Below are 23,292 nucleotides of genomic sequence, written 5' to 3'. Positions count from 1 at the left end.
ATCTGACTCATGTTACAACCCAACGTTTCACAAACGCCCAATCTCCCCCCCCCCTCCACCGAAACGTTCGACCTGGTGTTCTGGGACCCCTCTGGGTACAAGTGGAATGGTCCCGGCGACTGGAACCAGTGGCGCTACATCCCCGACGGGTTGGGCGGGGAGATCGGCATCCGGTTCGGCGTCAGCTCTGGCTTCGGCACCTTTGACTGGAACAACGGGGGCGTGGCCCCGTACGGCTCGATCAATGACGGCACCGGCGCCAGCTCGTTCGGGAAGAATGAGCAGGCGGGCCTGACGGCCACCAGCGTCAACGCGATCCGCATGCAGGCCAACAGGCAGTTCACCAGCGCCCAGAACAACTTCACCGTCGAGTTCGACTTCTCCCGGTACAAGGGCTCGAAGGCCGGGGGCAAGGACGGCGTCGCGGGAGCCCATACGCTCATCGGCTTGAGCGACATCTACGCCGGCCTGACCTACGCCAGGACGACGGTCACCATCACCGGCACGCTCGCCGACGGCAGCGCCGCCAGCCCCGCGGGCTGGAAGCTGCTCAACGGCGGCGCGGCACCTGCCACCGCCGGGGGAAATCAGCCCAGCGCGCAGTTGAGCCTCACGAACGGCGTGCTGCAAGGCACCTCGAAGCCGGCTCCCGGCGGCATGGCCAACTCGATCGATACGGTGATGGGCCTGGTGCGGCTCGACGCGGCTGGCTGCAAGACGCTGCACTTGCGTTACGACATCTTCCCCGTGGGCAACAACCGGGCGCCGCGCATCGACAATTCGGGGCTGTACGTCGCCACCGCCTTCCTTCGCAAGGCCGATCAGCCTTCCAAGCCACCCAAGGCCGATCAGCCTTCCAAGCCCGCGACGCCAAGCAAGCCCACCATTGTCATCAAGGACACCCCTGGCAAGCAGTCTGGGAGCACCACCAGCTATACCTTCGCCGTGAAGAACCCGGACGGCTCGATCGCGGGCAAGGGCTGCTTCACCTATGAGACCCCGGCCGGTGGCGGGGAGCCCAAGCTGACCGCGTTCTACTACCACGACAAGACCGTCGGCACGCTCAACCAAGCCAACGTCCAGACGTTCTACTTCAAGCAGGACGGTGATGAGCCGCGCTTCACGTTCGTGACCGGCACCCCGGCGAAGGGAATCTGCAGCCTGACCGCGGACACCACCCTGCCGGCGCAGCTCACCGGAATCGGCGGCGAAGGCCCGCAGAGCTATCTCGGCAAGACGCTGGACTTCCCCAAGCTGGCCACGGGGACCACGGTCACCGAAGAGAGCACCTCCACTCCCGCGGTCGATCTCGTCGTGGTCATCGACTCCAGCGTCTCGATGAAGGACGAGGCCGACGCGCTGAACAAGGCGGTCGGCGCGGCCATCGAGACGGCCAAGACCAAGTGCCCCTCGGACCTGCGCGTCACGTACCTGGGCATCGAAGGAACGTTCAAGAACACGCGCTTCGACACCACGGTCAAGAACTACCTGACCGGCACCGCCAAGGCGGACGAGTCCACGCTCCGGGGGCGCAAGAAGGGCACGGTGGCGGGCGGCGGCGCGCAGGAGGACGGGGCGCGCGCCATCGAGGACGTCATCGCGCACTATGACTGGCGGCCCTCCGCCAAGCGCGCGGTCTTCTTCCTCGGCGACGAGGCGTTCGAGGGCGGCGGCAGCGACGTGAATCAAGAGGATATCGACGCCGCCAACCGCGCCATCGACGCCGCCAAGAAGAGCGATGTCCGGATCCACACGTACCTCGGCACGAGCGGCGCGAAGGAGAAGCAGCGAAAGGTGCTGGAGAATGAGTTCGCGCGCGCCGCGTCCGAGACCGGCGGCAAGGCGTTCACCTCCAAGGACGCGCTGAACGGCTTCCAGGAGCTCCTGGAGAAGGTGATCTGCGGCAGCAAGTCGAGCACGACCACCACGACCGAGTTCTGCTGCTGCCAGGAGTACGCAGAGAAGGCCTAGGCCGGCGGCCATGACGAAACCATGACAGAGCCATGAAGGGCTCATGACCCTTCGCCTGGTGACACGCATTAGGTTGACCACCATCACTTCATCCGGTGGTCTTCCCATGCGTGTCATCACCGCCGACCTCCTCGTGGCCGCGGTCACGGAGCTGTCCAAGGGCACCAAGCTGGTCCGGGCGAGAGACCTCTTCGCCTGGTGTGACCGGCATCAGGTGGACTGCCAGGGAGAAGGAACCCGGCATCAGGCCCTCTGGGCCGCGGACCTCGAGGAGGCCCGCGGCCAGCGACGGCTGCTGAAGTTCAAGAGCGGGGACAGCAAGCAGTCCCGGGTGGGCTGGGCGCTGCTCGCTCACGAAGCCAAGGCGCGTGAAGCCGCGGCACGCCTGAACTGGCGCGAGCAGCTCTGGAAGGGAGCGGCCTGGGAGTGGCTGGGCGGATGCGCCCCCACCCCGGAGCGGCGCCCGAAGGTGGCGGAGGAACCCTGGCCCTCACGGCCTTGACCCGCGTCAGCCCGGACGCACGAGGCGGACTCCGAGCATCCCCGCCTTGGCATCCCCGCGGTCAGACGCCTGGACCTGGGTCTCGATACCGGGCCAGCGCTCCAGTGGGGCGAGCTCGCGGATCTCCCAAGGCTCGACGAGGCAGCGGAGCGCGGCCTCGCTGCGTGGCAGGATTTCGACGCCACCGCGCTTGAAGGACTCCATTTGCTGGCGGCCCGTCTCCGTCATCTCACCGCTGACGGTCTGAGAGAGCGCCATGACGCTGCCGGGCGCGGCCCAGTCATGGAGGGTCCGCATCACGCGCGTCAGGCTTGCGTCATCGACGAAATAGGCCACTCCGATGAAGCCAATGGCCACTTTGCGTGCTCCGTGGAAATGCTGCTCGGCGGCGCGAAGGAGCGCTTCGGGCTGGCGCACATCCGCCTCGAGATAGGCGACGGCCGGATTGTCCCCGATGAGGGTCCGGGCATACTCGACCGTGACCGGATCATTGTCGCTGTAGAGGATCCGCGCATTGGGCATGACCGAATGGAAGTGGCCCTGGGTTGGCATCCCCGAGCCGAGATCGAGGACGATACTCCCGGTCAATCCACACTCATGAGGAGCTGGCAGATGAATGAAGCGAAGCGGCCGTACGTGGTGTGCCACATGGTTCCCTCCCTCGATGGGAGAATCGTCACCACGGGCTGGAAGCTCCCACCCAGCGTTCTGGGCGAGTACGAGCGGACGGCCCAGACCTTCAACGCCGATGCGTGGATGATCGGCCGGATCTCGATGGAGCCCTATGCTGGCAAGGCACGGGTTCCCTCACGCAAGGTGCCGCACCCGGTTCCGAGGACGGATTTCATCGCCAGGCGCGATGCGGAGTCCTACGCCATCGCCCTGGACCCCTCCGGCAAGCTCACCTGGAAGTCGGGCGCCATCGATGAGGAGCACGTGATTACGGTCCTCACCGAGCAAGTCCCGGACGACTACCTGGCCTTCCTTCAATCCAAGGGCGTCTCCTACGTGTTTGGCGGCAGAACGGAATTGAACCTGAAGAGGGTGCTCGAGAAGCTCAGGAAGGAGTTCGGCATCCGGAAGCTGCTCCTGGAGGGCGGAGGGAAGATCAACGGCTCCTTCCTGGCTGCGGACCTCATTGACGAGTTGAGCGTGCTGGTGGCCCCCATTGCGGACGGTGCCATCGGCACCCCGTCGCTCTTCGACGCGAAAGAGGGAAAAGGGCCCGCTCGCCACCTGAAGCTGGTCTCCTTCGAGAAGCGCAAGGGCGACCTGCTCTGGCTGCGCTACAAGCTGAAGCGCTGAGGCAGCAGGCGGCCGTCCTAGGCGCTGGACTCACGCCCTCCTCCCACCCCACCGACCTCCCGAGGTTGCCTTGACGCAGATGCATCTGAGATATATCTAAGAAACATCTTGGAGGATGCATCCATGCGAGGCAAGCACGGCAGAGGACGGGACGAATCAGAGCACTGGCACAGCGAGCGGGAGGGCCACAGGGGGCATGGCGGCGGGCGTCACCGCATGTTCGAGGGCGGCGAGCTGCGCCTCGTCCTGCTCCATCTCATCGCGCAGGAGCCCCGCCACGGGTATGACCTGATCCGCGCGATCGAAGGGCTCAGCGGCGGCGTGTATGTGCCCAGTCCCGGGGTGATCTACCCGACGCTCACCCTGCTCCGGGACATGAGCCTGGTCGGCGAGCCGGATACCGACAACCAGCGCAAGCTCTTCTCCATCACCCCGCAGGGCCGGGAGCTGCTCGCCGGGAATGCGAAGGCCGTGGAAGCCTTGCTCCAGCGGCTCGGGGACGCCGGGCAAGCGCGCGAGCGGACCGATGCGGCCCCGGTCCGGCGCGCCATGCACAACCTGAAGAGCGTGCTGTTCGACAAGTTGTCGGCCGGCGCCGGCGAGAAAACTGTCCTTGAGGTGGCGGCCCTGATCGACGAGGCCGCCCAGAAGATCGAGAGGCTCCGCGCATGAATCCTCCATCGCAACCTGCTGGCGCGGAGCCGTCCTCTGAGGCCAACGCCGGTGTCCCGGGCACGCTTCACCAGATCGTTCGCGTGCGCCACGAACTCCGGCGGCGCAAGCTCACCGTCAGCAGCGTGGAGTCCCTGACGCCCCTCATGCGGCGGATTCGTTTCACCTCTCCCGAGCTCGGGGATTTCCACAGCCCCTCGCCCGACGACCACATCAAGCTGTTCTTCCCGCAGCCTGACGGCCAGGCGGGAGAGCCCGCGATGCGCGACTTCACGCCACGCGCCTTCGATAACGCCGCGAAGACTCTGACCATCGACTTCGCCCTGCATGGCTCCGGGCCCGCGACGGAATGGGCAGCGCGGGCGCAGGCCGGTCAGACGCTCGACATTGGCGGACCGCGAGGCTCGAACGTTGTCCCCGACGATTTCGACTGGTACCTGCTGGTCGGCGACGAGAGCGCGCTGCCCGCGATCGGCCGCTGGGTCGAGATGCTACGCCCCGGCGTGCCCGTGACGACCGTGGTGGCCGTGGCACACGAGGACGAACAGCAGACGTGGGTCACTCGGGCCTCCTGGCGGCCGTCATGGGCCGTGCGCGGAGAGCCAAGTGTGCATGATGGCGCATGGCTGCGCCGTGCGCTCGACGCGTTCTCGCCTCCCGCCGGAGACGGCTTCGTCTGGATCGCCGGTGAGGCTTCGGCCGTCCGCGAGCTGCGGACTCACTTCGTCGAGGAGCGCCGCCACCCGAGCGCCTGGCTCAAGGCAGCGGCCTACTGGCACCGTGGCGAGAATGACAGCGATGTTTCCCCCTCCAACCCAGGATCCACCCATGGATGAGAAGGTCATGGCGGTGCTCGACGCCTATCACGAGCGCATGCGCGAAGAGGACCGGCGCTGGCGGGAAGCGCCGCCCACGGGAAGCCACGAGAATTGGATTGATCAGGTTCTGCTCTCCGTGGGACCGGACACGGGCAAGCTGCTCAACATCCTCGTGCGCAGCTTGAAAGCGCCCAACATCCTGGAGATTGGCACTTCCTACGGCTACTCCGGGATCTGGCTGGCGGAAGCCGCACAGGCGACCGGTGGCCGGGTGACTACCCTGGAGCTGCAGGATTACAAAGCGGCCTACGCGCGCGACATGGCGGCAAAGGCAGGGCTGGCCGGCAGCATCGACTTCCAGGTGGGCGATGCGCTTCAGCTGATCGCAGCCCTGCCGTCCGGACTCGACTTCGTCCTCGTCGATCTCTGGAAAGACCTCTACGAGCCGTGTCTGGACGCTTTCTATCCCAAGCTCAATCCGGGCGCGATCATCGTCGCCGACAACATGATCTATCCCGGCGGAGAAGGGGTGAAGCGCTATGGCCGGGCCGTGCGTGCGAAGCCCGGAATGACCAGCGTCCTGCTCCCCGTGGGGAGTGGCCTGGAGATCAGCCGGTTCGAGCCGGCCTGACCTTCAGGCGAGGGCACCCAGCTGCTCCCAGACGGCGCGCACGTGCCGCTCCTCGGTGCGGACGGAACCGATGGCCAACCGCAGCACGAAACGTGCGGGCGCGCCGTCCACCCCGGGCAGCACCGTGTGGGTGAGGAAGGCCTTCCCGCTCGCGTTGAGCCGGTCCAGCAAGCCGCGGTTGCGCGCATCCGTGGCCTCGGGTGCCTCGCCGGGCAGGGGCTTGAGCCGGAAGCACACCAGGGCCAGCGAGCGCGGTACGGCCAGCTCGAAGCGCGCGTCGGCCTCCACCCAGCCTGCGAACAGCTCCGCCTGCCGCACGTGCTCGCGCAGGTAGGCGCGCAGGCCCTGGGCGCCGTAGTGGCGCAGCACGAGCCACAGCTTCAGCGCCCGGAAGCGGCGGCCCAGCGGCACCTGCCAGTCGCGGTAGTCCACCACCTGGCCGCTCGCGCTCGCGGCGTTGCGCAGGTACTCGGGCATCACGCTCAGCGCATCGAGCAGCGCCCGGCGGTCGCGCGTGTAGAAGGCGTTGCAGTCGAAGTTGGTGAGCAGCCACTTGTGCGGGTTGAAGGCGAAGGAGTCCACCCCCTCCAGCCCCGCGCCCAGGGCGCGGAACTCGGGGCACACGAGCGCGGAGCCCGCCCAGGCCGCGTCCACATGAACCCACCCGCCGGCGGCGGTGAAGCCCGTGCGGCCGAGCGCCTCCACCACCGCGGGCACCGGATCCATGGCCCCCGAGGAGGTGGTGCCCAGCGAGGCGCACACGAAGAAGGGCTGGCGGCCCGCGGCCAGATCCTCGCGCACGGCGCGCTCCAGCGCGTCCGGACGCAGCGCATAGCCCGCGTCGGTGTCGATCTGCCGCAGGTGCACGCTGTCGGCCACCTCCCGCGCCACACCACAGATGAGGGCCGCCTTGAGCACCGAGGAGTGCGTCTGGGTGGAGGTATAGGCCACCCACTCCGCCTCCCGGCCGAGCGTCCGCCGGACCCGGTTGCGCGCGGCCACCATGGCCACCAGCGCGGCCTCGCTGGCGGTGCCCTGGATGACGCCACCGCCCGTGTCCGACGCCATCCGGAAGGAGGCCGGCAACCCCATCAGCTCGGCCAGCCAGTCGAGCACGCGCGATTCCATCTCGGTGGCGGCGGGGCTCGTGGACCAGAGCATGCCCTGGACGCCCAGGCCCGCCGACAGCAGCTCGCCGAGCACCGAGGGCCCCGAGGCATTGGAGGGGAAGTAGGCGAAGAAGGAGGGCGACTGCCAGTGGGTGATGCCCGGCAGCACCACGTCTTCCAGGTCGCGGAAGACGGCCTCCCAGCCCGCTTCCCCATCCAGCCCCTCCTCAGGAGGGTGAGCAGGCAACTTCGACAGCACCGCCCCCGGGGCCACCGCCGCGCGCACCGGGAAGGACTCCAGGCGGGCCCAGTAATCCGCCACCCAGTCCACCACCCGGTGCCCCAGCCGCCGGAACTCCTCCGCGCTCATGTGGGGCACCGCCCCTTCCCGCTTCCCGCTCATGCCATGACTCCTTCGAGAACCTGGGGAAGATTAGAGTGCGGGAGGCTTCCAGAAACGAAAGTTCACCCATGAGCCTCATCGTCCTCTCCATTCCCCTGTTCTTCGTCCTGATGGGCCTCGAATGGCTGGCGGGGCGTCTGAGGGGCCGCCGTGTCTTTCGGGGGACGGACGTCTTCGCGAACCTCTCCCTGGGCGCGGCCCAGACGGTGTTCACCACCGTGGCCGGGGGGCTGCTGGCGGGGGCCTATGTGCTGCTCTACTCGGTCCGCCTCTTCGACATCCCCACTTCCTCGGCCTGGGCGTGGGCCCTGCTGCTGCTCGGTACGGACTTCTGTTACTACTGGTTCCACCGCGTCTCGCACCGCACGCACCTGGGCTGGGCCGCGCACGCCCCCCACCACCAGAGCGAGGACTTCAACCTGTCCGTGGCCCTGCGGCAGGGCCCCGTCCAGCCCTTCTTCTCGCGGGCCTTCTACCTGCCCCTGGCGTTGCTGGGCTTTCCCCCCGCCATGTTCGCCACGGCCGTGGCACTCAACACGCTCTATCAGTTCTGGGTGCATACCGAGCTGATTGACCGGCTCGGGCCGCTCGAATGGGTGTTCGTCACGCCCTCCCACCACCGCGTGCACCATGCCTGCAATGGCCGTTACCTGGACAAGAACCACGGCGCCATGCTGATTGTCTGGGACCGGCTGTTCGGCACCTTCGAGTCCGAGCGCGAGCCCGTCGTCTACGGCACCGTCAAACCGGTGAACACCTTCAACCCGCTGTGGGCCGCCTGGATGCCCTTCCAGGCCGCCTTGAGCCTCGTGCGCCAGACGCCACGGCTCCGGGACAAGCTGCGCTTCTGGTTCATGCCCCCGGGGTGGCATCCGCCCGGCGTGGAAGCCCCGCACATGGACGAGGTGTCCCGCCGTCCCCGCTTCGAGGTGCGGCCCTCGCACCGGAGGGTGCTCTACCTGTCGGGGGTGGGCGTGTTGACGCTGCTGGTGACCGTCCTCTTCCTCTTCCGAGGGGCCTCGCTGGCCTGGCCGGTCAAGCTCGCGTTCGCGGCCTGGTTCCTCGCCTCGCTGGGAGGCCTCGGGGGTGTGCTGGAGGGCCGCCGATGGGCCCCGTGGGTGGAGGCCTCGCGGATCACGGTGCTTCCCCTGGCACTGCTGGCCGGGTAGGCCTAGGGCTCGCGCTCCGCCCCCGGCTCCTGCGAGGGCATCTTCGCGTGGGGGGCCTCGTCCTGCTCGATGAGACCCTGCTCGATGGCCAGGGTGCGCAAGTGGGTCTTGACGCGCTGGAAGTGCTGCCGCAAGGCCGTGGCCTTGCGCGCCAAGTCCGCATCCGTGGGAGGCGCATCCAGCTCCCACATGACGTGAGCCACCTCGGTCCACGGCAGCCGCTGGTCGACCCGGAGCATCAGCAGCATCCGCTCGTCGGGCTCCAGGCTGTCGCGCAGGGCCCGGAAGCGCTCCTTCACCGAAGTCCTCTGCCAGGGGAGCGTGTCGGAGCGGTGCCCCTGCGCCTGATCCGGGAACGCGGAGGACGTGACAGGCGTCTCGCGCTCGGAGGAGGTGTGGGTGAGCTGGTAGCAGGAATTGCGTGCCAGGCGGTAGGCCCACGTCCGGAAGGAACTCTCCCACCGGAATCCCGGCAGGCCCTTGAGGAGCATCTCGCAGAAGAGGCTGAACGCATCCTTGGCCTGCTCCGGGTTGCGCAGCAAGGAGGCCATCAACCGCATGATCTCCATTCCATAGCCCTGCAGCGCCCGCTCCACGGCCCTGCCCGTGTCCTTGCGCTCGCACAGCACTCGAATCTCCCGCTCCAGCTTTTCGCGATCGATCGCCATTGTTGCTCCCACCCGTCCACAGGCCTGTCCTTCTTCATGGAGTGTCCTGCCCGCTTTTGTGACGCAGGATTCATCGCGGGTTGGCGCTGCTCCGATCTCCCCCCTGCTCCTGGCGCTGGCGATCCAAGCTCTCCTCCACCCGTCTGCCAAAGCCCGCGGAGCCTTGGCGTTGGGCGACCTTCCTGGCCTTCAAGAAGGATTCCGTGGCCAGCGATTCGTGACCCAGTGCCCGGTGCAGCTCGCCTTCGAGGCGGTACAGCTCCACCTCATACGAGCGCTCCCCGAGCGTCTCGGCCCAACCCAGGGCGTGGGCCACCACGGTCAAGCCTTCCTGAAACTGGCCTCGCTTCAGGTGGAGGTCCGCCAACATGCCCAGGAACAACGGCATGCCCGCCCGGAGGCCCGCCTGGCGCCACTGAGCGAGGTTGGTCTGCAGGAGCGCGAGCCCCTCCTGGACCCGGCCTTGCTCGGACAGCAACCAGCTCTTGATGAACACGGACCAGCTCAGCCACAGCCGGAAGTGGTGTTCCGACGAGACCGCGATGCACTGCTCCACCCACTGCCGGGCACACTCGGGTTCCCTGCGGAGCTGACAGCCCAGCGCCACGTAGGTCAGCCCGAATGCCAGGGTGTGGGGGTGGCCGATCTTCCCGGCCAACACCACCGCCTCTTCGCCATACCGGCGGGCCAGGGCATCCCGCCCGACAACAGACAGGACCACGGAGCCATAGGCCAGCGCGGCCACGCGCGGGTTGACCCACTCCTTCACGGCGAGCGCCCGGTGCTGCGAGAGATCGAAGTTCGAGGATTCCAGCGCGTGCTCGACGTGCTCCAAGGCCGTGGACATGTGGCCCCAGGTAAAGTGGTTGGTGGCGATCATCCGGTGCCCCAAGGCGAGCAGCTCGCGGCTGTGCTGACGCTCTCCCTGCCTCACGGTCAACTCCGCCAGTTCCTGGGCCGCCTCGAACTTCGCCCGCGCGAAGGTATAGGCGTAAGCCCCCCAGGTGGAGACGTGCAGTCTGGAGAGGGAGTCCTCCACGAGGGGAAGCAACTCCATCACCCGGGAATAGGTCTTCTCCACCTCACGGGACCGGAGGCTGTTCATCTGCATCAACGGCATGCCCAGTGCCACCCGCAGCTGCAATTCCTGCTCGGAGCGCGCGGGGGTATCCGGCAGCGTCCCCAGCAGTTCGAGCGCCTGGCGCAGGTGGCGGATGGCCTCCACATTGGCCGAGCGCAAGCTGGCCTGCTCTCCCGCTTTCGCCCAGAGCTGGATGGCGGACTCATTCGCCCCGGCCTCCGTGTAGTGGTGGGCGAGCAGCTCGGGCTGCGTTTCGGCCAGCTCGGGCGCCTGCAGGGCCAGGGTCTGCGCGATGCGCCGGTGGTACTCCCGCCGCGTGCGGCGCAGCAAGGACTGGTAGGCCGCATCATGGATGAGCGCATGGCGGAAGCGGTACCGGGGCTCTTTCGCTCCCTCCTCCTGCTGGAGCAGGCCCGCCTGGAGCAGGCCGGTGAGATCCTGTTGGAGGTGGTCCTGGCTCCGGCCGGAGAGCGTGGTCAGCAGCGCGTGGCTGAAGCCACGGCCCACCACGGCGCAGAGCTGGGCCAGCGTCTTCTGCTGCCGGGGGAGCAGGTCCAGGCGGGCCAGCAGCAACCCGCTCAAGGTCACGGGAATGGTGAACGGAGGGCTGAGGGCGGTTCCCGCAGGGACCTGCTCCACCACCATGCGCGTCATCTCCTCGGCGAACAGGGGGACCCCATCCGTCTTCGCCACGAGCTGCTCGACCGTCTCCTCTGGCAATAGCTTCCCGCTGGTGGAGTGACGGATCAGCTCCGCGGTCAGCTTGGGCGGCAGCCGCTCCAATAGCACCGGATAGACCCGGGAATTCGTGGCCCACCGGGGATTGAAGTCCGGGCGCGTGGTCAAGAAGACGCAGAGCCGCGCCGTCCCAACATGGTCCAGCAAGGCCCCGAGCAGCTCCAGGGTCGAAGGGTCCGCCCAGTGAAGGTCCTCGACGACGGCGACGACGGGATGGTCCTCGGCCATCCGCAACAGCAACGTCACCAAGGCCTCGAAGGTCTTCTCCTTCTGCCGCTCGGGAGTGAGGCGCAGGTGGGGGGGCGGCTCGTCGGCCGACAGCGAGAGGAAGGCCGCCAACAGCCGCACATGTTCGGCGGGGAGCCCCACCGCGCCCATGCGCCCCCGCAGCTTGCGCAGGCTGGACTGAGGATTGCCCTCGGGCTGAAGCTTCAGCATGGTCTGCAGCAGCTCGATGATGGGACGCAAGGCGCTGTTGCTGAACTGGGCCCAGCATTGCACGTGCAAATGGCTGCACTCTTCCAGGTGGATCCGCTCACGCAGCTCCTGGAGGAGGCGCGACTTGCCAATCCCCGCCTCCCCTTGCACGAGAACGAAAGCCCCCTCCCCCTCCCGGGCCCGCTCCCAATACCCGAGCAGCCGCTGGAGCTCCTCCTCCCGGCCCACCAGGGGCGTGAGCCCTCCTGCTTCGTGGGCCCGCTCGAAGCGGCTCGTGGTGCGCTTCTCCTCGGCCAGACGGTAGAGCTCGCCCTTCACCTCTCCGGACAGTCCCTGGAAGGAGCGGACGCCCATCGCGTCCGTCCGGAACGCGGCCCTCACGAGGAGCCAGGCGGTGTGGCTGAGACACACGGTGTCGGGGGCGGCCTGCCGGGCCAGCCAGAAGGCCACCTTCGGCGCCTCGCCCTGGAGCGCGGCGGCCCGGCCCTGAGGCCCCGGCGGAAGGTTGTCCAACACCACGGTGTCCGTGTGAAGCCCCACCTTCACGGTCAGCTTCCGGCGAGGCAAGTACGGCAGCTTCTGCTGGATGGCGGTCCCCAGGTGCATGGCCAGGTGAAGGCCCGCGCGGGCGGCCTTCTCCGAGTCATCTTCCCGGGCCTGGGGATATCCAAAGCAGGCCAGCACCTCGTCTCCTACGCACGTGGTGATGGAGCCGCCGTGCTGCAGGAACACTTCTGAACTGGCCTGGTGAAAAGCCCCCTCCAGCTCGCTGAAGTCCTCGGCGTCCAGGTGCTCCGCGAGGCCCGAGAGGTCCGCCAGCCAGCACGCCACCAGCGTGACCTGACGGCGCTGCGGTCCCAGGCTCGCCAGCTCGACGCTCCAAGGCGTCATCCCCGCCTCGATGTGAAGCAAGCGCTCCTCGAGCTTGGCCGCGCTGGCAAGCCGTTGCTGGGGAGACTTGGCCAGCATGGCGGCCAGGAGTTGATCCATCTCCTCGGGGAGTTCCGGACGCCGCCCTCGAATCGAAGGCACCGGCGCTTCGGACAGGGCCCACTCCCGCAGCCCCGCGAGGCTCTGTTCCGGACACGGCAGCTCCCCCGTGAGCAACTCGAACAGCATGATGCCCGCGGCCCAGATGTCGGCCCGTGCGTCCTGCTCCTGCCCCCGCCACTGCTCTGGAGCCATGTACGCGGGGGTCCCCGCGGCGGGCAGGTGAGGGGCAGACGGGAAGACGGCTGCCGTCAGGTACGCCAGCCCAAAGTCGAGCAGTTTCACCTGCCCGTTCCGGGTGATGAAGACGTTGCCCGGCTTGAGGTCCCGGTGAACGATGTGGTGCGCATGCGCATGGGCCAGGCCCGCGGCCACCTCCCGCAGGATGCCGATGCAGCGGCGCAAGGGGAGCGGCTCTCTCGACACAAGGGCGGAGAGAGGCTCGCCGCTCAAGCACTCCATGATCAGGAAGGGAACCTTGGACTCCCAGGACTCTCCCGTCCATTCGGACACATCGAAGATGCGGACGATGTTCTCGTGATCGAGCTGCGCGATGGCCTTCGCCTCTTGCCGGAGCAGGGCACTCATCGGCGCCTCGGGAACTCCTTCCCGGGGATGCAAGAACTTGAGGGCCACCACGCGCTGAAGCTCGTGGTCCCGGGCACGGAAAACCACGCCCATCGAGCCCCCGCCTAGCTGCTCGAAAATCTCGAACCGGCGTCCATCCTGCCCACCCAGGAACTCCCCACGAACCGGCATTCGCAAGGGAACGGAGACATGGGCAACCTGCCTCAGAAAGGCGTCGTCGAGCTCCCCTGCTTCATCGGATTCCATGCGGTCTTGACGCATCACTTCGCCCTCTGGCGTGTCCTGACAGACCATCCGGCGTGGCGCCTGATGAAAGGTTAAGGCCCGTCCACCCTCGCAACAGCTGGCAAGCAACCCCTCCCTGAATGGGTTTGCCCTGGGCGGGCGGATGAAAGCGCTTGCCGTCCCGCCGGCCCATGCCCCTGCACACATCACACCAGGGCACACCACACTCCTTCTGTATGGAAAGACCTTGAGAAGGAAGCGGGCGACACCATGAGCACGATTCTCCTCGTAGACGACGAACAAGATCTGCTCGACCTCTTCATGGAGGTGCTGGAGCAGATGAACCACCGTGTCCTCACCGCTCACGATGGACAAGAGGCCCTGTCCATCGCCCGGCAGAAGGCGCCCGACCTGGTGGTCACCGACTGGATGATGCCGCGCATGGACGGGCTGGAGCTGTGTCACCAGCTCCACGCGGATGCGCGCCTGCATGACATCCCCATCATCCTCCACAGCTCTTCGGGCAACCCGCATGAGCCGGGCATCCAGTTCGTCCCCAAGAGCTGCACGCTGGAGGAGTTCGGAAGCCTGGTGAACCGGGTGCTCACCAGCACCCACGTGCAGCGGGCCGCGCCGCCGCAAGCGGCACGCCCGTCTTCGCGCCTCTCGCACACCACATTGCTCTTCGGCCTGGGGGAAGCTGCATGCGCCACGGCACACTGACCGTCATCACGAAGATCCATCCCGAGGCCATCGGGAGCCTGACGGCCTTCCTGAGCGGGCTCGACCGCGCCTTCCAGGCACGCGAGCCTCATCCCTTTCAGGCCATCGAGGAACTCTACTTCGCGCACTGGGGCATCAGCGCGGGCTTGCCCTGGGACGGTCAGCAGCCCGCTCCTCCGGATGACTGTTACCTGATCTTCGCCGCGGACCTCCGTCTGTCAGACACCCTTCACGGCCAGAAGCAGGTGCGCGCCGCGCTCACGCTGCTCGTTGACCGGCTCAGCCTCCATGCGGCGCGCACGGGCGACAAGACCTTCGATGCCCTCTATGGGCATTGCGAGGGTTATCCCGCAAGTGGGCTGAACGAACCCGAAGCCGTTCAGGCGTACTTGAAGCGCCATGCAGTGGCCTGCAATACGCGGCATGTCGACTTCGCCTACCGCGCCGCCACCGTCCCCGGAATCCGGACGCTCGCGGACGTGCGGACACGGACCGATCGTTACCTGAATGACCGGCACCGGGCCCCCTTCCTGGAGCGGATGGGTGCGGCTTCGGTGCATGACGCGCTGAAGGAGCACCTCAGCCCAGGCCTTCGGGCGGTCAGCACCCCTCGGTGGGAGCAGAGCCTGATGTCCTCTCGCCTCGAGGCGGCCCTCGCGACGCTCTCGTTCCTTCTCATCGACCCGCCCCTGCGCCTGTTCATCCAGCTCAAGAACTGGCTCCAGAAGCCCCTCCAGACGGTGGCCACCGTCACCTCCCCGGATGCCTCCCGGGAGGCATGCGAGGCACGGCAGGGGCCCATCCAGAACTCGATGATCCTCGTCACGGACCTTCCCCCCAACCTCGTGGGGAAGCTCCGGCAGCGGTTCATCATGAGGCTCGTCAACTGGCGGCTGAAGCGCAACCTGGTGGGATTGAACGACATCCGTGCCATTCACTTCGCGCGGTGGGTTCACTTCCGGCGCGGGACGAAGCAGCAACTGCTGTTCGTCGTGACCTATGACGAGAGCTGGGAGGCGTACATCGACTCATTCGTCGATCAGGAGGATGTGAGCACCTTCCTGAAGCTCATCTGGGGCGGCTCGCCGGGCTTTCCCCCGGGCCTACCTTTCGTCGAACCCTTCAAGGAGTGGATCCGCAGCGTGCAGTGCCCCACGCTGGCCCACTACAGCGCCTTCCTCCATGGAGAGGCGGCTCCGGCCCCGCTGGCGCTGACGGATCTTCACGAGTTCCTCGCACTGCGCCAGGCCCTCACGCAGGAAAACCTGGCGTCTCCAGAGACAGGCCCGGAGCGGCAGGCCCTGGAAACGTTCCTGGAGCAAGGCCGGTTTCCGTATCCGGAGAAGTTCCTGAGCCCCAGGCAAGCCGCTTCTCTCCTCCTGAATCAGGCCCTGTCGCCCCTCCGCTTCAAGCCCACCCTCTCCAGGAGCACCCCCCATGTCATTCCCCGGAAGATGGCTCTCCCACGCCCCAGCGCACTCCCCAGTGAGGTTGGACGACGTCCAGGGACTTCTCGTCCATGGCTACCGGCACATGACGGCCGCCGCTTTTCTCCTGCTGAAAATCGAGCAAGCAGGCCCAGCCCGGGCATGGCTTCAAGAGATCCTGAAAGGGGAGCTCACGACCGCGGAGGAGATCCCTCGTGAGCAGCGTGAGCGGCGGCACGCGTGCCTGAACACCGCCTTCACCTGGCATGGCCTGAAGGCCTTGGGCCTGGACGAGCCATCCCTGCAGACCTTCCCCTACGAGTTCCGCCAAGGCATGGCCGGGCGTGCGCACGTGCTCGGGGATACAGGACCGAACGCTCCGGAGCACTGGGACTTCGGTGGCCAGCGGCCTGGCAGCCCGCCTCCGGAAGACATCCACCTGCTGCTGCTGCTCTATGCCCGCGGCGAGGAGCTCCTGCGGACCGTGCTGTCACGCCAGCGCCAACGGCTGGCGGCCCAGGGATTCCGGGAGCTTTACTGCCAGCACGCCACCCATCTCCGGGAAGAGAAGGACGGACACCTCTTCTTCCGGGAGCACTTCGGCTTCCGGGACTCGCTCTCCCAGCCCGTGATTCGAGGCGCCATGAAGCCCCCCCGGGACGCGGACGACTATGACAGCCCCATCGCCGAGGGTGAGTTCATCCTCGGCCACGAGAACGAATACCAGGAGAAGCCCCTCTCCCCGAGCGTCCCCGCCTCGCAGGATCCCCAGGCCCGGCTCACGCCAGCGGAGAGCCCGGGCCGCAAGGATCTGGGGCTCAACGGGACCTACCTCGTGCTGCGCAAGCTCGAGCAGGACGTCGAAGGGTTCCAGGCCTTCCTGGAGAAGAACAAGGCGCTCGCCCCCACCGGCTGCAGGGACGATGAGAAAAAGAAGGAGTGGCTGAAGGCCAAGCTTCTGGGGCGCTGGCCCAACGGAGCCCCTTTGAAGCCGGGTCAGCACGAAGCCCCCGATTTGGGGGCGCACCCGCCCTCGAACGCGTTCCGCTATGCCCAGGAAGATGGAGGGGGGCTGGGATGTCCGGTGACGTCCCACGTCCGGCGAACCAATCCCCGTGACGCCCTGGCGCCCAACCCAGACCTCTCCCTGAAGATGAGCCGCCGGCACCGGATCCTCCGCCGGGGCATCGCCTATGGGCCCTCCCCCAAGGAGGGTGGAGCGCCTCCTGCCGGGAGGGGGCTGATCTTCATGGCGCTCAACGCCAACATCGGCCGGCAGTTCGAATTCATCCAGCAGAGCTGGATGAACCATGAGAAGGCCGGCAGGCTTTACAACGAGCGGGATCCGGTCGCATCAGGGCACGCCCGTGGCATGATGACCCTTCCGGCCAAGCCCTTGCGGCGGTGCGTGATGAACCTCCAGAGCTTCGTCACCATGAAGGGCGGAGGCTACTTCTTCCTGCCTGGGGTCAAGGCCCTGGAGTTCCTCGCGCACCTGACGCCGCCAGCGGCGCGACAGAGCTAGCGATTCCAGGGCGATGCGTGCGCGCACGCCGCAGCGCGCTCAAGGAGCAGCGCGCGCTCACGGGTATTTCGCGTGAGCGACGCCGCCTGCTCGAACTGCGCACGGGCCTCATCGAAGCGGCCGAGCTTCGCGAGCAGATCGCCTCGCACGCTCGGCAAGAGGTGATACCCCTTGAGGGATGGCTCCGAGAGAAGCGTGTCGGCCAGTTCCAGACCTGCCGCGGGGCCGAAGGCCATCGAGAGCGCGACCGCCCGGTTCAGCTCCACGATGGGAGAGGGCGTTACCTGGGCGAGCGCCGCGTAGAGCGCCGCGATGCGGACCCAGTCCGTCTCCGCCGCTGTGACCGCCCGGGCGTGACAAGCGGCGATTGCGGCCTGCAACGTGTACGGCCCCCGCGCTCCAGCCAATGTCTCGGCCTGCTCGAGTGCCCGGAGCCCCCGGTGGATGAGGAGGCGATCCCAGCGCGCGCGGTTCTGCTCGAGCAGCAGGATGGGCTCCCCGGACGGACCGAGCCTCGCTCGCGAGCGGGAGGCCTGAAGCTCCATGAGCGCGACGAGGCCATGGACCTCGGGCTCCCGTGGAACGAGCCCCGCCAGGATTCGGCCCAGACGCAGAGCGTCCTCACACAGCTCGGGCCGCATCCAGTCATCCCCCGAGGCCGCCGAGTAGCCTTCGTTGAAGACGAGGTAGATGACCTGGAGCACCGACGACAGCCGCTCGGCAAGCTCGGCTCCCCGGGGAACCTCGAAGGGGACGTGCGCCTCGGCGAGGGTCCGCTTGGCCCGGACGATGCGCTGAGCGACCGTCGGCTCCGGGACGAGGAACGCGCGAGCGATCTCCTCGGTGGTCAACCCCCCGAGCAGGCGGAGCGTGAGCGCGACACGCGCCTCGGCCGAGAGGACCGGATGACAGGCCGTGAGCATCAGGCGCAGCAGGTCGTCGCCGACCTCATCGTCGAGCGCGGTGTCGAGATCCGGCGTGCCCGGGGCCAGGGCCTCCAGTTGGTGACCCAGCTCCTCGTGCTTGCGCACGAGCCGCTGGTTCCGGCGCAGCTCATCGATGGCCCGGCGCTTGGCGGTGGCCATGAGCCAGGCCCCCGGGTTTTCCGGGATGCCCGACCCGGGCCATCGCTCCAGCGCGGCGACGAGCGCGTCCTGCGCGAGCTCCTCGGCGAGGCCGACGTCACGCACGAGCCGCGCGAGACCGGCGATCAACCGGGCCGACTCGATTCTCCAGACCGCCTGGATCGCTCGATGTACCGGGGGGGCCGTCACAGAGGACGGTAAAAACCATCTTCCCCCCCTCCGGCGCAAGACCGGGACGTGTCGCGGCTACTTCTTCGATTCCAGCTGCGCGCGCAGGCGCTCCTCCGCATCCCGCAGCTCGGGCGTGAACTCGGGACCGAAGTCCTCTGCCTCGAAGATCTGACGGATCTCGATCTCGCTCTCTCCCGGCATGGGGTTGGGGCAGCGCTTGACCCACTCGATCGCCTCCTCCTTCGACTTCACCTGGAAGATCCAGAAGCCGGCAATCAGCTCCTTCGTCTCGGCGAAGGGCCCATCCACCACAGTGCGCTGGGTGCCCGAGAACTTGACGCGCGCGCCCTTGGCGCTCGGGTGAAGTCCCTCGCCCGCGAGCAGCACGCCGGCCTTCATCAGCTCCTCGTTGTACTTCCCCATCTCGGTCATGAGCTTCTCGTCCGGAAGGGTGCCTGCCTCGCTGTTCTTGTCGGCCTTGACCAGGATCATGAATCGCATCGTTGTGTCTCCTTCAGGTGAGGGGCAGAGGTCTCGTCCTCGCCTCTTACTTGCGCGACGAACGAGGGTGGGGGAGATCGACATGCCCTATTTTCTTTTTACCGGCTCCCCCCAAGTTGCCTGAATCTGGGGACTTGGGCCTCTCCGCGGAAGCGATATCCCGCGTGGATGACGTACTGCGGCAACGCCGGGCCGCTGCGGCGGCCCACAAGCCACGAATTCCCCGAGCCCCTTGCGCTCCACGCTCTTGGCGTCTATCAGCCCTTCGCGGACTGAGCTGGAGGGTGACCCATGGCCGATGTGTTGCTCCGGGATTTGCGCAAGCGCTACGGCTCGTCAGAGGTCGTCCATGGCGTTTCGCTCGAGCTGAAGCACCGGGAATTCATCGTCTTCGTCGGCCCCTCGGGGTGCGGCAAGTCCACGCTCCTGCGCATGATTGCCGGGCTGGAGGAGATCAGTGGCGGCGAGCTCTTCATCGGCGGACGCCAGGTCAACGGAACACCGCCCGGCGAGCGAGGGGTCGCCATGGTCTTCCAGAACTATGCCCTCTACCCGCACATGACGGCCGCGGGGAACATGGCCTTCGGCCTGCGCAACATTGGCACGCCCCGCGCCGAGATCGCCGCCCGCGTGGCCACGGCCGCCAAGACGCTGCAGATCGAGCACCTGCTCCATCGCCGCCCCGCAGACATGTCCGGTGGCCAGCGCCAGCGCGTCGCCATTGGCCGCGCCATCGTCCGCAGGCCCGACGTTTTTCTGTTCGACGAGCCCCTGTCCAATCTGGATGCCGCGCTGCGGGTGCAGATGCGCGTTGAGCTGGTGCAGCTCCACCAGCGGCTCGAGGCCACCTCGATCTACGTCACCCACGACCAAGTGGAGGCGATGACCATGGCCGACCGCATCGTCGTTCTTCGCGACGGACGAATCGAGCAGGTCGGCACGCCGATGGAGATCTACCGCCACCCCGCCAACACCTTCGTCGCCGGGTTCATGGGCACCCCGAAGATGAACCTGATCGAAGCCCAGGTGATGTCCGTCAGCCCTGGTCAGGTAGCGGTCACCCTGCCGGGCGGGCGTGCCGAGGCCGCGGCGAATGGCACCGGGCTGGCCCCCGGCGCCCCCGTCACCTTCGGCGTCCGGCCCGAGCACCTGCGGCTGGCCACGGGCGAGGGCATCCTGCGCGGCCAGGTCAGGGCCATCGAGCGGCTGGGCCGCGAGACGCTGCTGCACGTCGCCGGCGCGGAGGGCCCCACGCTCATCGCCACGGACACCGGGGACAGTGCGGTCCGCATTGGCGACACCGTGTCCTTGGCCATCGAGCCCGGCAGCGGCCGGCTGTTCGGCGGTGATGGAATGGCCTTGCCGCCACCCGCAGCCACCGCCGCCTGAGGGGGACACCATGGCCAGCACCCGTGATCCCGCTCCTGCCCTCCCGCGCCGCTGGCGGACGCGCTATCGCGACGCCTTCGCGGGCTATGCCTTCCTGGCCCCGTTCCTCGCCGTCTACGCCCTCTTCCTGCTCTATCCCTTTGGCCTCGGCCTGTGGATGAGCCTTCACGATTGGGAGATCGTCGGGGACTACCGGGAGTACATCGGCTGGCTGAACTACGAGGAGCTTTGGGATGATCCCTATTTCTGGGAGGCCCTGAAGCGCACCCTGCAGTTCGCCGCCATGACGGTCCCGGCGGCGACGGTGCTTGGCTTCGTCCTGGCCCTGGCGCTCAACCGGCCGGGGCGGATCCATGGCGCGCTGCGAGCGATCTTCTTCGCCTCCAGCATCTTCTCGGTCACGGTCGTCACGCTGGTGTGGACGATGGTGCTCAACCCCAACCAGGGCCTGGTGGCGAACGGGCTGCGTGCCGTGGGGCTGGAGCCGATTGCCTTCCTGACCCACCAGGAGTGGGCCATGCCCGCGCTGGTGGTGACGAGCCTGTGGTGGACCGCTGGCTTTCCGATGGCGCTGTTTCTCGCCGGGCTGCAGCAGATTCCCCCCGAGGTCTACGAGGCGGCCAGGCTCGACAATGCCTCGCGCTGGGCGGTGCTGTGGCGCATCACCCTGCCCGCGCTGAAACGTACGATCCTGCTCGTGCTGGTGCTGGAGACCGTCATGCACCTCCAGGTGTTCGGCCAGCCCCTGCTGATGACGCGCGGCGGCCCGTCCAACTCCACCCGGCCGTTGGTGCAGCTCATCTACGAGACCGGCTTCCGCGACTGGCGCTCGGGCTATGCCTCCTCCATGTCACTGGTGCTGTTCGTCCTGATGTTCTTCGTGGCGCTGCTGCAGCTGCGTCTGTCCAGGCGGGAGAATTGAGGCCATGAAGCGGACCTTCGGTGACCACCTCATCCTCGCCCTGCTGATCGCCGCCGCGTGCGTCTGGATGCTGCCCATGCTGTGGGTGCTGGCCATGGCGCTCAAGCCCAACGCCATGCTGGTGCAGTCCACCTCCGGCGTCCTGCCATGGCCCCATACCTTCGAGCACTTCGCGGCCCTGATGCGGGTGTCGCTGACGCCGCGCTGGCTGTTCAACAGCCTGATCGTCGCCGTGGGCATGACGGCCCTGACGCTGGTGCTGTCGTCGCTCGCGGGCTACGCCTTCGCCCGGATCGCCTTTCCCGGCCGCCGCGCCGTCTTCTTGCTGGTGATGGCCGGGCTGATGATTCCGGAGCAGGCCGTCCTGGTGCCGCTGCACGCCATGTTCGCCGGTTGGAACCTGCACAGCACCTACTTCTCCCTGATCGCCCCCCGCCTGGCCGTGCCGATGGGCGTGTTCTTGATGACCCAGTTCTTCAAGGCGGTGCCGCGCGAGCTGGAGGAGGCGGCAGAGCTCGACAACGCGGGCCGGCTGAAGGTCTTCTGGTCGGTGATGCTGCCGCTGTCCCGCCCGGCCCTGACGACGCTCGGCATCTTCACCTTCCTGTATGCCTGGAACGACTTTCTCTGGCCGGTCGTCACGGCCGCCCAGCCGGAGATGTACACGCTCAGCGTCGGCCTCGGCTCGCTCCAGGGCAACTTCGCCATGTCGGAGGGGCTCGGCTTCCTGATGGCCTCGGCGGTGTTCGCCAGTGCGCCGATGCTCATCATCTATGCCGTGTTCCAGCGGTACATCGTGCAAGGTATCGCCATGACCGGTGGCAAGTAGCCTCGTACCACCCGCAAGAGGAGGGAAGATCCATGAAGATGAAGGCACTACTCCCGGCCGCGATGCTGCTGGCCGTGACCCTGGGCTCCACCCCGGCATCCGCCACGGAGATCACGCTGTTCCGCTTCTTCGGCGGCTGCAGCGATGAGTACGGCAACGTCACCGATCTGTCGAAGGCAGTCGGCGAGTGCGGAATCATCCAGGTGTTGACCAACAAGTTCAACGCGGAGAACAAGGAGGGCATCACCGTCAAGACCCAGTCGATCGAGTGGGGCGTCTACTACGACCGGCTGAGCTCCACCATCGCTGGCGGCACCCCGCCCGACATCGCCGTCATGCACCGCAGCGTCCTACCGAACTACCTGACGCGTGGGCTCGTTCAGCCGCTCGGCAAGAGCTTCACCACGGCCGGCATCGACGCCGCCGACTTCCTGCCGGTGGCGCGCGACGCGGTCACCTCCAAGGGCGAGATGTGGGCCTTGCCGTTCGACCTGCACGCGCTCGTGTGGCACGTCAACGTGGACCTGTTCGCCAAGGCGGGGCTCGTCGATGCCAAGGGCCAGCCGAAGATGCCCACCAGCCCGGCCGAGCTGATGCAGCACGCCCAGACGATGAAGGCCAAGACCGGCAAGATGTACTTCGCCATCCCCTCCTCGGCCGACCCGATGCCGTCCTGGCAGTACCTGACCTGGGTGTGGCAGCAGGGCGGCAACATCATCGACGCCGAGAAGAAGGCCCAGCTGGAGTCGAAGGAGAGCAAGGAGGCCTTGCGCCTGCTCCACTCGCTCTACGCGGCCGGCCATGCCAACAGCAAGCACGACTATGCCGGCGCGCAGCAGGCCTTCATCGGCGGCGAGGCGGCGGTGCTCATCAACGGCACCTGGGGCGTGGACACCTACGAGGCGCAGTCCAAGGATCCGAAGACCGCCCTCAAGAAGTACGCCGTGCGCGACATCCCGGCCCTTTACGGCCAGGAAGCCGTCTGGTCCGACAGCCACCTGTGGGTCCTGCCGAAGCAGCCGAAGCCGGATCCGGCGAAGCAGAAGGCGGCCCTGGCCTTCCTCAAGTTCCTGAATGACAACAACTTCCAGTGGGCCCGCACCGGCCACCTGCCGGTGCGCACCTCGGTGCTCAAGAGCGCCGAGATGCAGGCACTGCCGCACCGGTCGGAGTACACCCGCACCGCCACCATCGCCAAGGCGGTGCCGGCCATCGAGAACCAGCGCGCCATCCAGGACCTGCTGGTGAACGAGCTGAACTCGACCTGGCTGGTCAACAAGAAGCCGGACCAAGCCCTGTCCGACGCTCAGCGCCGGGCCTCGCAAATCCTGCGCCGCGCCCGTAAGTAACCCAGCCCCGGGCTTGCCCGGATGCCCTGGGAGCCAGGAGGCAGGGCCTCCTGGTTTCCAGGC

General features: G+C 67.3%; 20 protein-coding genes. 14 read left to right on the top strand and 6 right to left on the bottom strand.

Annotated features, from left to right (window positions below; all coding sequences use genetic code 11):
• Positions 1–9: 9 nt before the first annotated feature.
• Both KY661_RS01305 and KY661_RS01300 read left to right on the top strand, forming a co-directional pair.
• Positions 10–1,971: a vWA domain-containing protein gene (locus KY661_RS01305; RefSeq protein WP_225408441.1), complete on the top strand. Its 1,962-nt coding sequence runs from the start codon at positions 10–12 to the stop codon at positions 1,969–1,971.
• Between the two features lie 106 nt (positions 1,972–2,077).
• On the top strand, positions 2,078–2,473 hold the full coding sequence (locus KY661_RS01300; RefSeq protein WP_225408440.1) for a hypothetical protein: 396 nt from the start codon (positions 2,078–2,080) through the stop codon (positions 2,471–2,473).
• Positions 2,474–2,479: 6 nt separating this feature from the next.
• Here KY661_RS01300 and KY661_RS01295 read toward each other — a convergent pair whose 3' ends face one another.
• The gene (locus KY661_RS01295; RefSeq protein ID WP_225408439.1) at positions 2,480–3,061 is read right to left on the bottom strand and encodes an SAM-dependent methyltransferase; all 582 of its coding nucleotides are present in this window, start codon (positions 3,059–3,061) and stop codon (positions 2,480–2,482) included.
• A 24-nt stretch (positions 3,062–3,085) separates the two neighbouring features.
• On the opposite strand from KY661_RS01295, the gene KY661_RS01290 reads away from it, so the two are divergent.
• From KY661_RS01290 to KY661_RS01275, 4 genes are all read left to right on the top strand, one after another.
• A complete protein-coding gene (locus KY661_RS01290) occupies positions 3,086–3,778 on the top strand; it encodes a RibD family protein (protein WP_225408438.1) in 693 nt (230 codons plus the stop codon).
• A gap of 123 nt (positions 3,779–3,901) precedes the next feature.
• Entirely contained in the window at positions 3,902–4,450 is a 549-nt protein-coding gene (locus KY661_RS01285; RefSeq protein WP_225408437.1) for a PadR family transcriptional regulator, read from the top strand.
• Complete coding sequence (locus tag KY661_RS01280; RefSeq protein WP_225408436.1) at positions 4,447–5,286, top strand: siderophore-interacting protein; 840 nt, start codon at positions 4,447–4,449, stop codon at positions 5,284–5,286. The genes KY661_RS01285 and KY661_RS01280 overlap by 4 nt, the downstream gene beginning before the upstream one ends.
• Positions 5,279–5,899, top strand: a complete 621-nt coding sequence (locus KY661_RS01275) for an O-methyltransferase (protein WP_225408435.1) — start codon at positions 5,279–5,281, stop codon at positions 5,897–5,899. Before KY661_RS01280 ends, KY661_RS01275 begins: the two co-directional genes overlap by 8 nt.
• A gap of 3 nt (positions 5,900–5,902) precedes the next feature.
• Here KY661_RS01275 and KY661_RS01270 read toward each other — a convergent pair whose 3' ends face one another.
• Complete coding sequence (locus KY661_RS01270) at positions 5,903–7,411, bottom strand: pyridoxal-dependent decarboxylase (RefSeq protein ID WP_225408434.1); 1,509 nt, start codon at positions 7,409–7,411, stop codon at positions 5,903–5,905.
• 68 nt (positions 7,412–7,479) lie between these two features.
• Here KY661_RS01270 and KY661_RS01265 point away from each other — a divergent pair, with 68 nt between their 5' ends.
• Complete coding sequence (locus KY661_RS01265; protein WP_225408433.1) at positions 7,480–8,580, top strand: sterol desaturase family protein; 1,101 nt, start codon at positions 7,480–7,482, stop codon at positions 8,578–8,580.
• 2 nt (positions 8,581–8,582) lie between these two features.
• Here KY661_RS01265 and KY661_RS01260 read toward each other — a convergent pair whose 3' ends face one another.
• Both KY661_RS01260 and KY661_RS01255 read right to left on the bottom strand, forming a co-directional pair.
• On the bottom strand, positions 8,583–9,248 hold the full coding sequence (locus KY661_RS01260; RefSeq protein WP_225408432.1) for an RNA polymerase sigma factor: 666 nt from the start codon (positions 9,246–9,248) through the stop codon (positions 8,583–8,585).
• Positions 9,249–9,318: 70 nt separating this feature from the next.
• Positions 9,319–13,329: a protein kinase domain-containing protein gene (locus KY661_RS01255; protein WP_398577123.1), complete on the bottom strand. Its 4,011-nt coding sequence runs from the start codon at positions 13,327–13,329 to the stop codon at positions 9,319–9,321.
• Positions 13,330–13,578: 249 nt separating this feature from the next.
• Between KY661_RS01255 and KY661_RS01250 the strand changes: the two genes are divergently transcribed.
• From KY661_RS01250 to KY661_RS01240, 3 genes are read left to right on the top strand one after another with little or no spacing between them, the layout of a single operon-like run.
• Positions 13,579–14,031: a response regulator gene (locus tag KY661_RS01250; protein WP_225408431.1), complete on the top strand. Its 453-nt coding sequence runs from the start codon at positions 13,579–13,581 to the stop codon at positions 14,029–14,031.
• Complete coding sequence (locus tag KY661_RS01245) at positions 14,013–15,677, top strand: hypothetical protein (protein WP_225408430.1); 1,665 nt, start codon at positions 14,013–14,015, stop codon at positions 15,675–15,677. Before KY661_RS01250 ends, KY661_RS01245 begins: the two co-directional genes overlap by 19 nt.
• On the top strand, positions 15,565–16,983 hold the full coding sequence (locus tag KY661_RS01240) for a Dyp-type peroxidase (protein WP_225408429.1): 1,419 nt from the start codon (positions 15,565–15,567) through the stop codon (positions 16,981–16,983). The genes KY661_RS01245 and KY661_RS01240 overlap by 113 nt, the downstream gene beginning before the upstream one ends.
• Here KY661_RS01240 and KY661_RS01235 read toward each other — a convergent pair.
• Both KY661_RS01235 and KY661_RS01230 read right to left on the bottom strand, forming a co-directional pair.
• Positions 16,980–18,257: an RNA polymerase sigma factor gene (locus KY661_RS01235; protein WP_225408428.1), complete on the bottom strand. Its 1,278-nt coding sequence runs from the start codon at positions 18,255–18,257 to the stop codon at positions 16,980–16,982. The genes KY661_RS01240 and KY661_RS01235 overlap by 4 nt on opposite strands.
• 57 nt (positions 18,258–18,314) lie before the next feature.
• Positions 18,315–18,740 (bottom strand): YciI family protein, encoded by a 426-nt coding sequence (locus tag KY661_RS01230; protein ID WP_225408427.1) that lies wholly within the window; start codon positions 18,738–18,740, stop codon positions 18,315–18,317.
• Positions 18,741–19,031: 291 nt separating this feature from the next.
• Between KY661_RS01230 and KY661_RS01225 the strand changes: the two genes are divergently transcribed.
• Genes KY661_RS01225 through KY661_RS01210 form a run of 4 tightly spaced genes read left to right on the top strand, consistent with a single transcriptional unit; the run spans position 19,032 to position 23,229 of the window.
• On the top strand, positions 19,032–20,129 hold the full coding sequence (locus KY661_RS01225) for an ABC transporter ATP-binding protein (protein ID WP_225408426.1): 1,098 nt from the start codon (positions 19,032–19,034) through the stop codon (positions 20,127–20,129).
• A 10-nt stretch (positions 20,130–20,139) separates the two neighbouring features.
• Positions 20,140–21,051: a carbohydrate ABC transporter permease gene (locus KY661_RS01220; protein WP_225408425.1), complete on the top strand. Its 912-nt coding sequence runs from the start codon at positions 20,140–20,142 to the stop codon at positions 21,049–21,051.
• 4 nt (positions 21,052–21,055) lie between these two features.
• On the top strand, positions 21,056–21,880 hold the full coding sequence (locus tag KY661_RS01215) for a carbohydrate ABC transporter permease (RefSeq protein WP_225408424.1): 825 nt from the start codon (positions 21,056–21,058) through the stop codon (positions 21,878–21,880).
• 32 nt (positions 21,881–21,912) lie between these two features.
• Positions 21,913–23,229 carry an extracellular solute-binding protein gene (locus KY661_RS01210; RefSeq protein WP_225408423.1) on the top strand — a complete coding sequence of 439 codons (1,317 nt, stop codon included), beginning with the start codon at positions 21,913–21,915 and terminating at the stop codon, positions 23,227–23,229.
• Positions 23,230–23,292: the final 63 nt, after the last annotated feature.

The sequence above is a fragment of the Allostigmatella hybrida genome (assembly GCF_020103775.1).
Lineage (GTDB): Bacteria > Myxococcota > Myxococcia > Myxococcales > Myxococcaceae > Hyalangium > Hyalangium aurantiaca.
The sequence above is the reverse complement of the archived record's forward strand: the minus strand, read 5'-3'. Positions and strand labels throughout refer to the sequence as shown.

Coding starts and splice junctions, on each gene's coding strand:
- KY661_RS01255 (WP_398577123.1), bottom strand. CDS start 13,329: ATGGAATCCGATGAAGCAGGGGAGCTCGACGACGCCTTTCTGAGGCAG.
- KY661_RS01245 (WP_225408430.1), top strand. CDS start 14,013: ATGCGCCACGGCACACTGACCGTCATCACGAAGATCCATCCCGAGGCC.
- KY661_RS01305 (WP_225408441.1), top strand. CDS start 10: ATGTTACAACCCAACGTTTCACAAACGCCCAATCTCCCCCCCCCCTCC.
- KY661_RS01290 (WP_225408438.1), top strand. CDS start 3,086: ATGAATGAAGCGAAGCGGCCGTACGTGGTGTGCCACATGGTTCCCTCC.
- KY661_RS01270 (WP_225408434.1), bottom strand. CDS start 7,411: ATGAGCGGGAAGCGGGAAGGGGCGGTGCCCCACATGAGCGCGGAGGAG.
- KY661_RS01275 (WP_225408435.1), top strand. CDS start 5,279: ATGGATGAGAAGGTCATGGCGGTGCTCGACGCCTATCACGAGCGCATG.
- KY661_RS01220 (WP_225408425.1), top strand. CDS start 20,140: ATGGCCAGCACCCGTGATCCCGCTCCTGCCCTCCCGCGCCGCTGGCGG.
- KY661_RS01225 (WP_225408426.1), top strand. CDS start 19,032: ATGGCCGATGTGTTGCTCCGGGATTTGCGCAAGCGCTACGGCTCGTCA.
- KY661_RS01210 (WP_225408423.1), top strand. CDS start 21,913: ATGAAGATGAAGGCACTACTCCCGGCCGCGATGCTGCTGGCCGTGACC.
- KY661_RS01230 (WP_225408427.1), bottom strand. CDS start 18,740: ATGCGATTCATGATCCTGGTCAAGGCCGACAAGAACAGCGAGGCAGGC.
- KY661_RS01240 (WP_225408429.1), top strand. CDS start 15,565: ATGACGGCCGCCGCTTTTCTCCTGCTGAAAATCGAGCAAGCAGGCCCA.
- KY661_RS01300 (WP_225408440.1), top strand. CDS start 2,078: ATGCGTGTCATCACCGCCGACCTCCTCGTGGCCGCGGTCACGGAGCTG.
- KY661_RS01250 (WP_225408431.1), top strand. CDS start 13,579: ATGAGCACGATTCTCCTCGTAGACGACGAACAAGATCTGCTCGACCTC.
- KY661_RS01280 (WP_225408436.1), top strand. CDS start 4,447: ATGAATCCTCCATCGCAACCTGCTGGCGCGGAGCCGTCCTCTGAGGCC.
- KY661_RS01260 (WP_225408432.1), bottom strand. CDS start 9,248: ATGGCGATCGATCGCGAAAAGCTGGAGCGGGAGATTCGAGTGCTGTGC.
- KY661_RS01215 (WP_225408424.1), top strand. CDS start 21,056: ATGAAGCGGACCTTCGGTGACCACCTCATCCTCGCCCTGCTGATCGCC.
- KY661_RS01285 (WP_225408437.1), top strand. CDS start 3,902: ATGCGAGGCAAGCACGGCAGAGGACGGGACGAATCAGAGCACTGGCAC.
- KY661_RS01265 (WP_225408433.1), top strand. CDS start 7,480: ATGAGCCTCATCGTCCTCTCCATTCCCCTGTTCTTCGTCCTGATGGGC.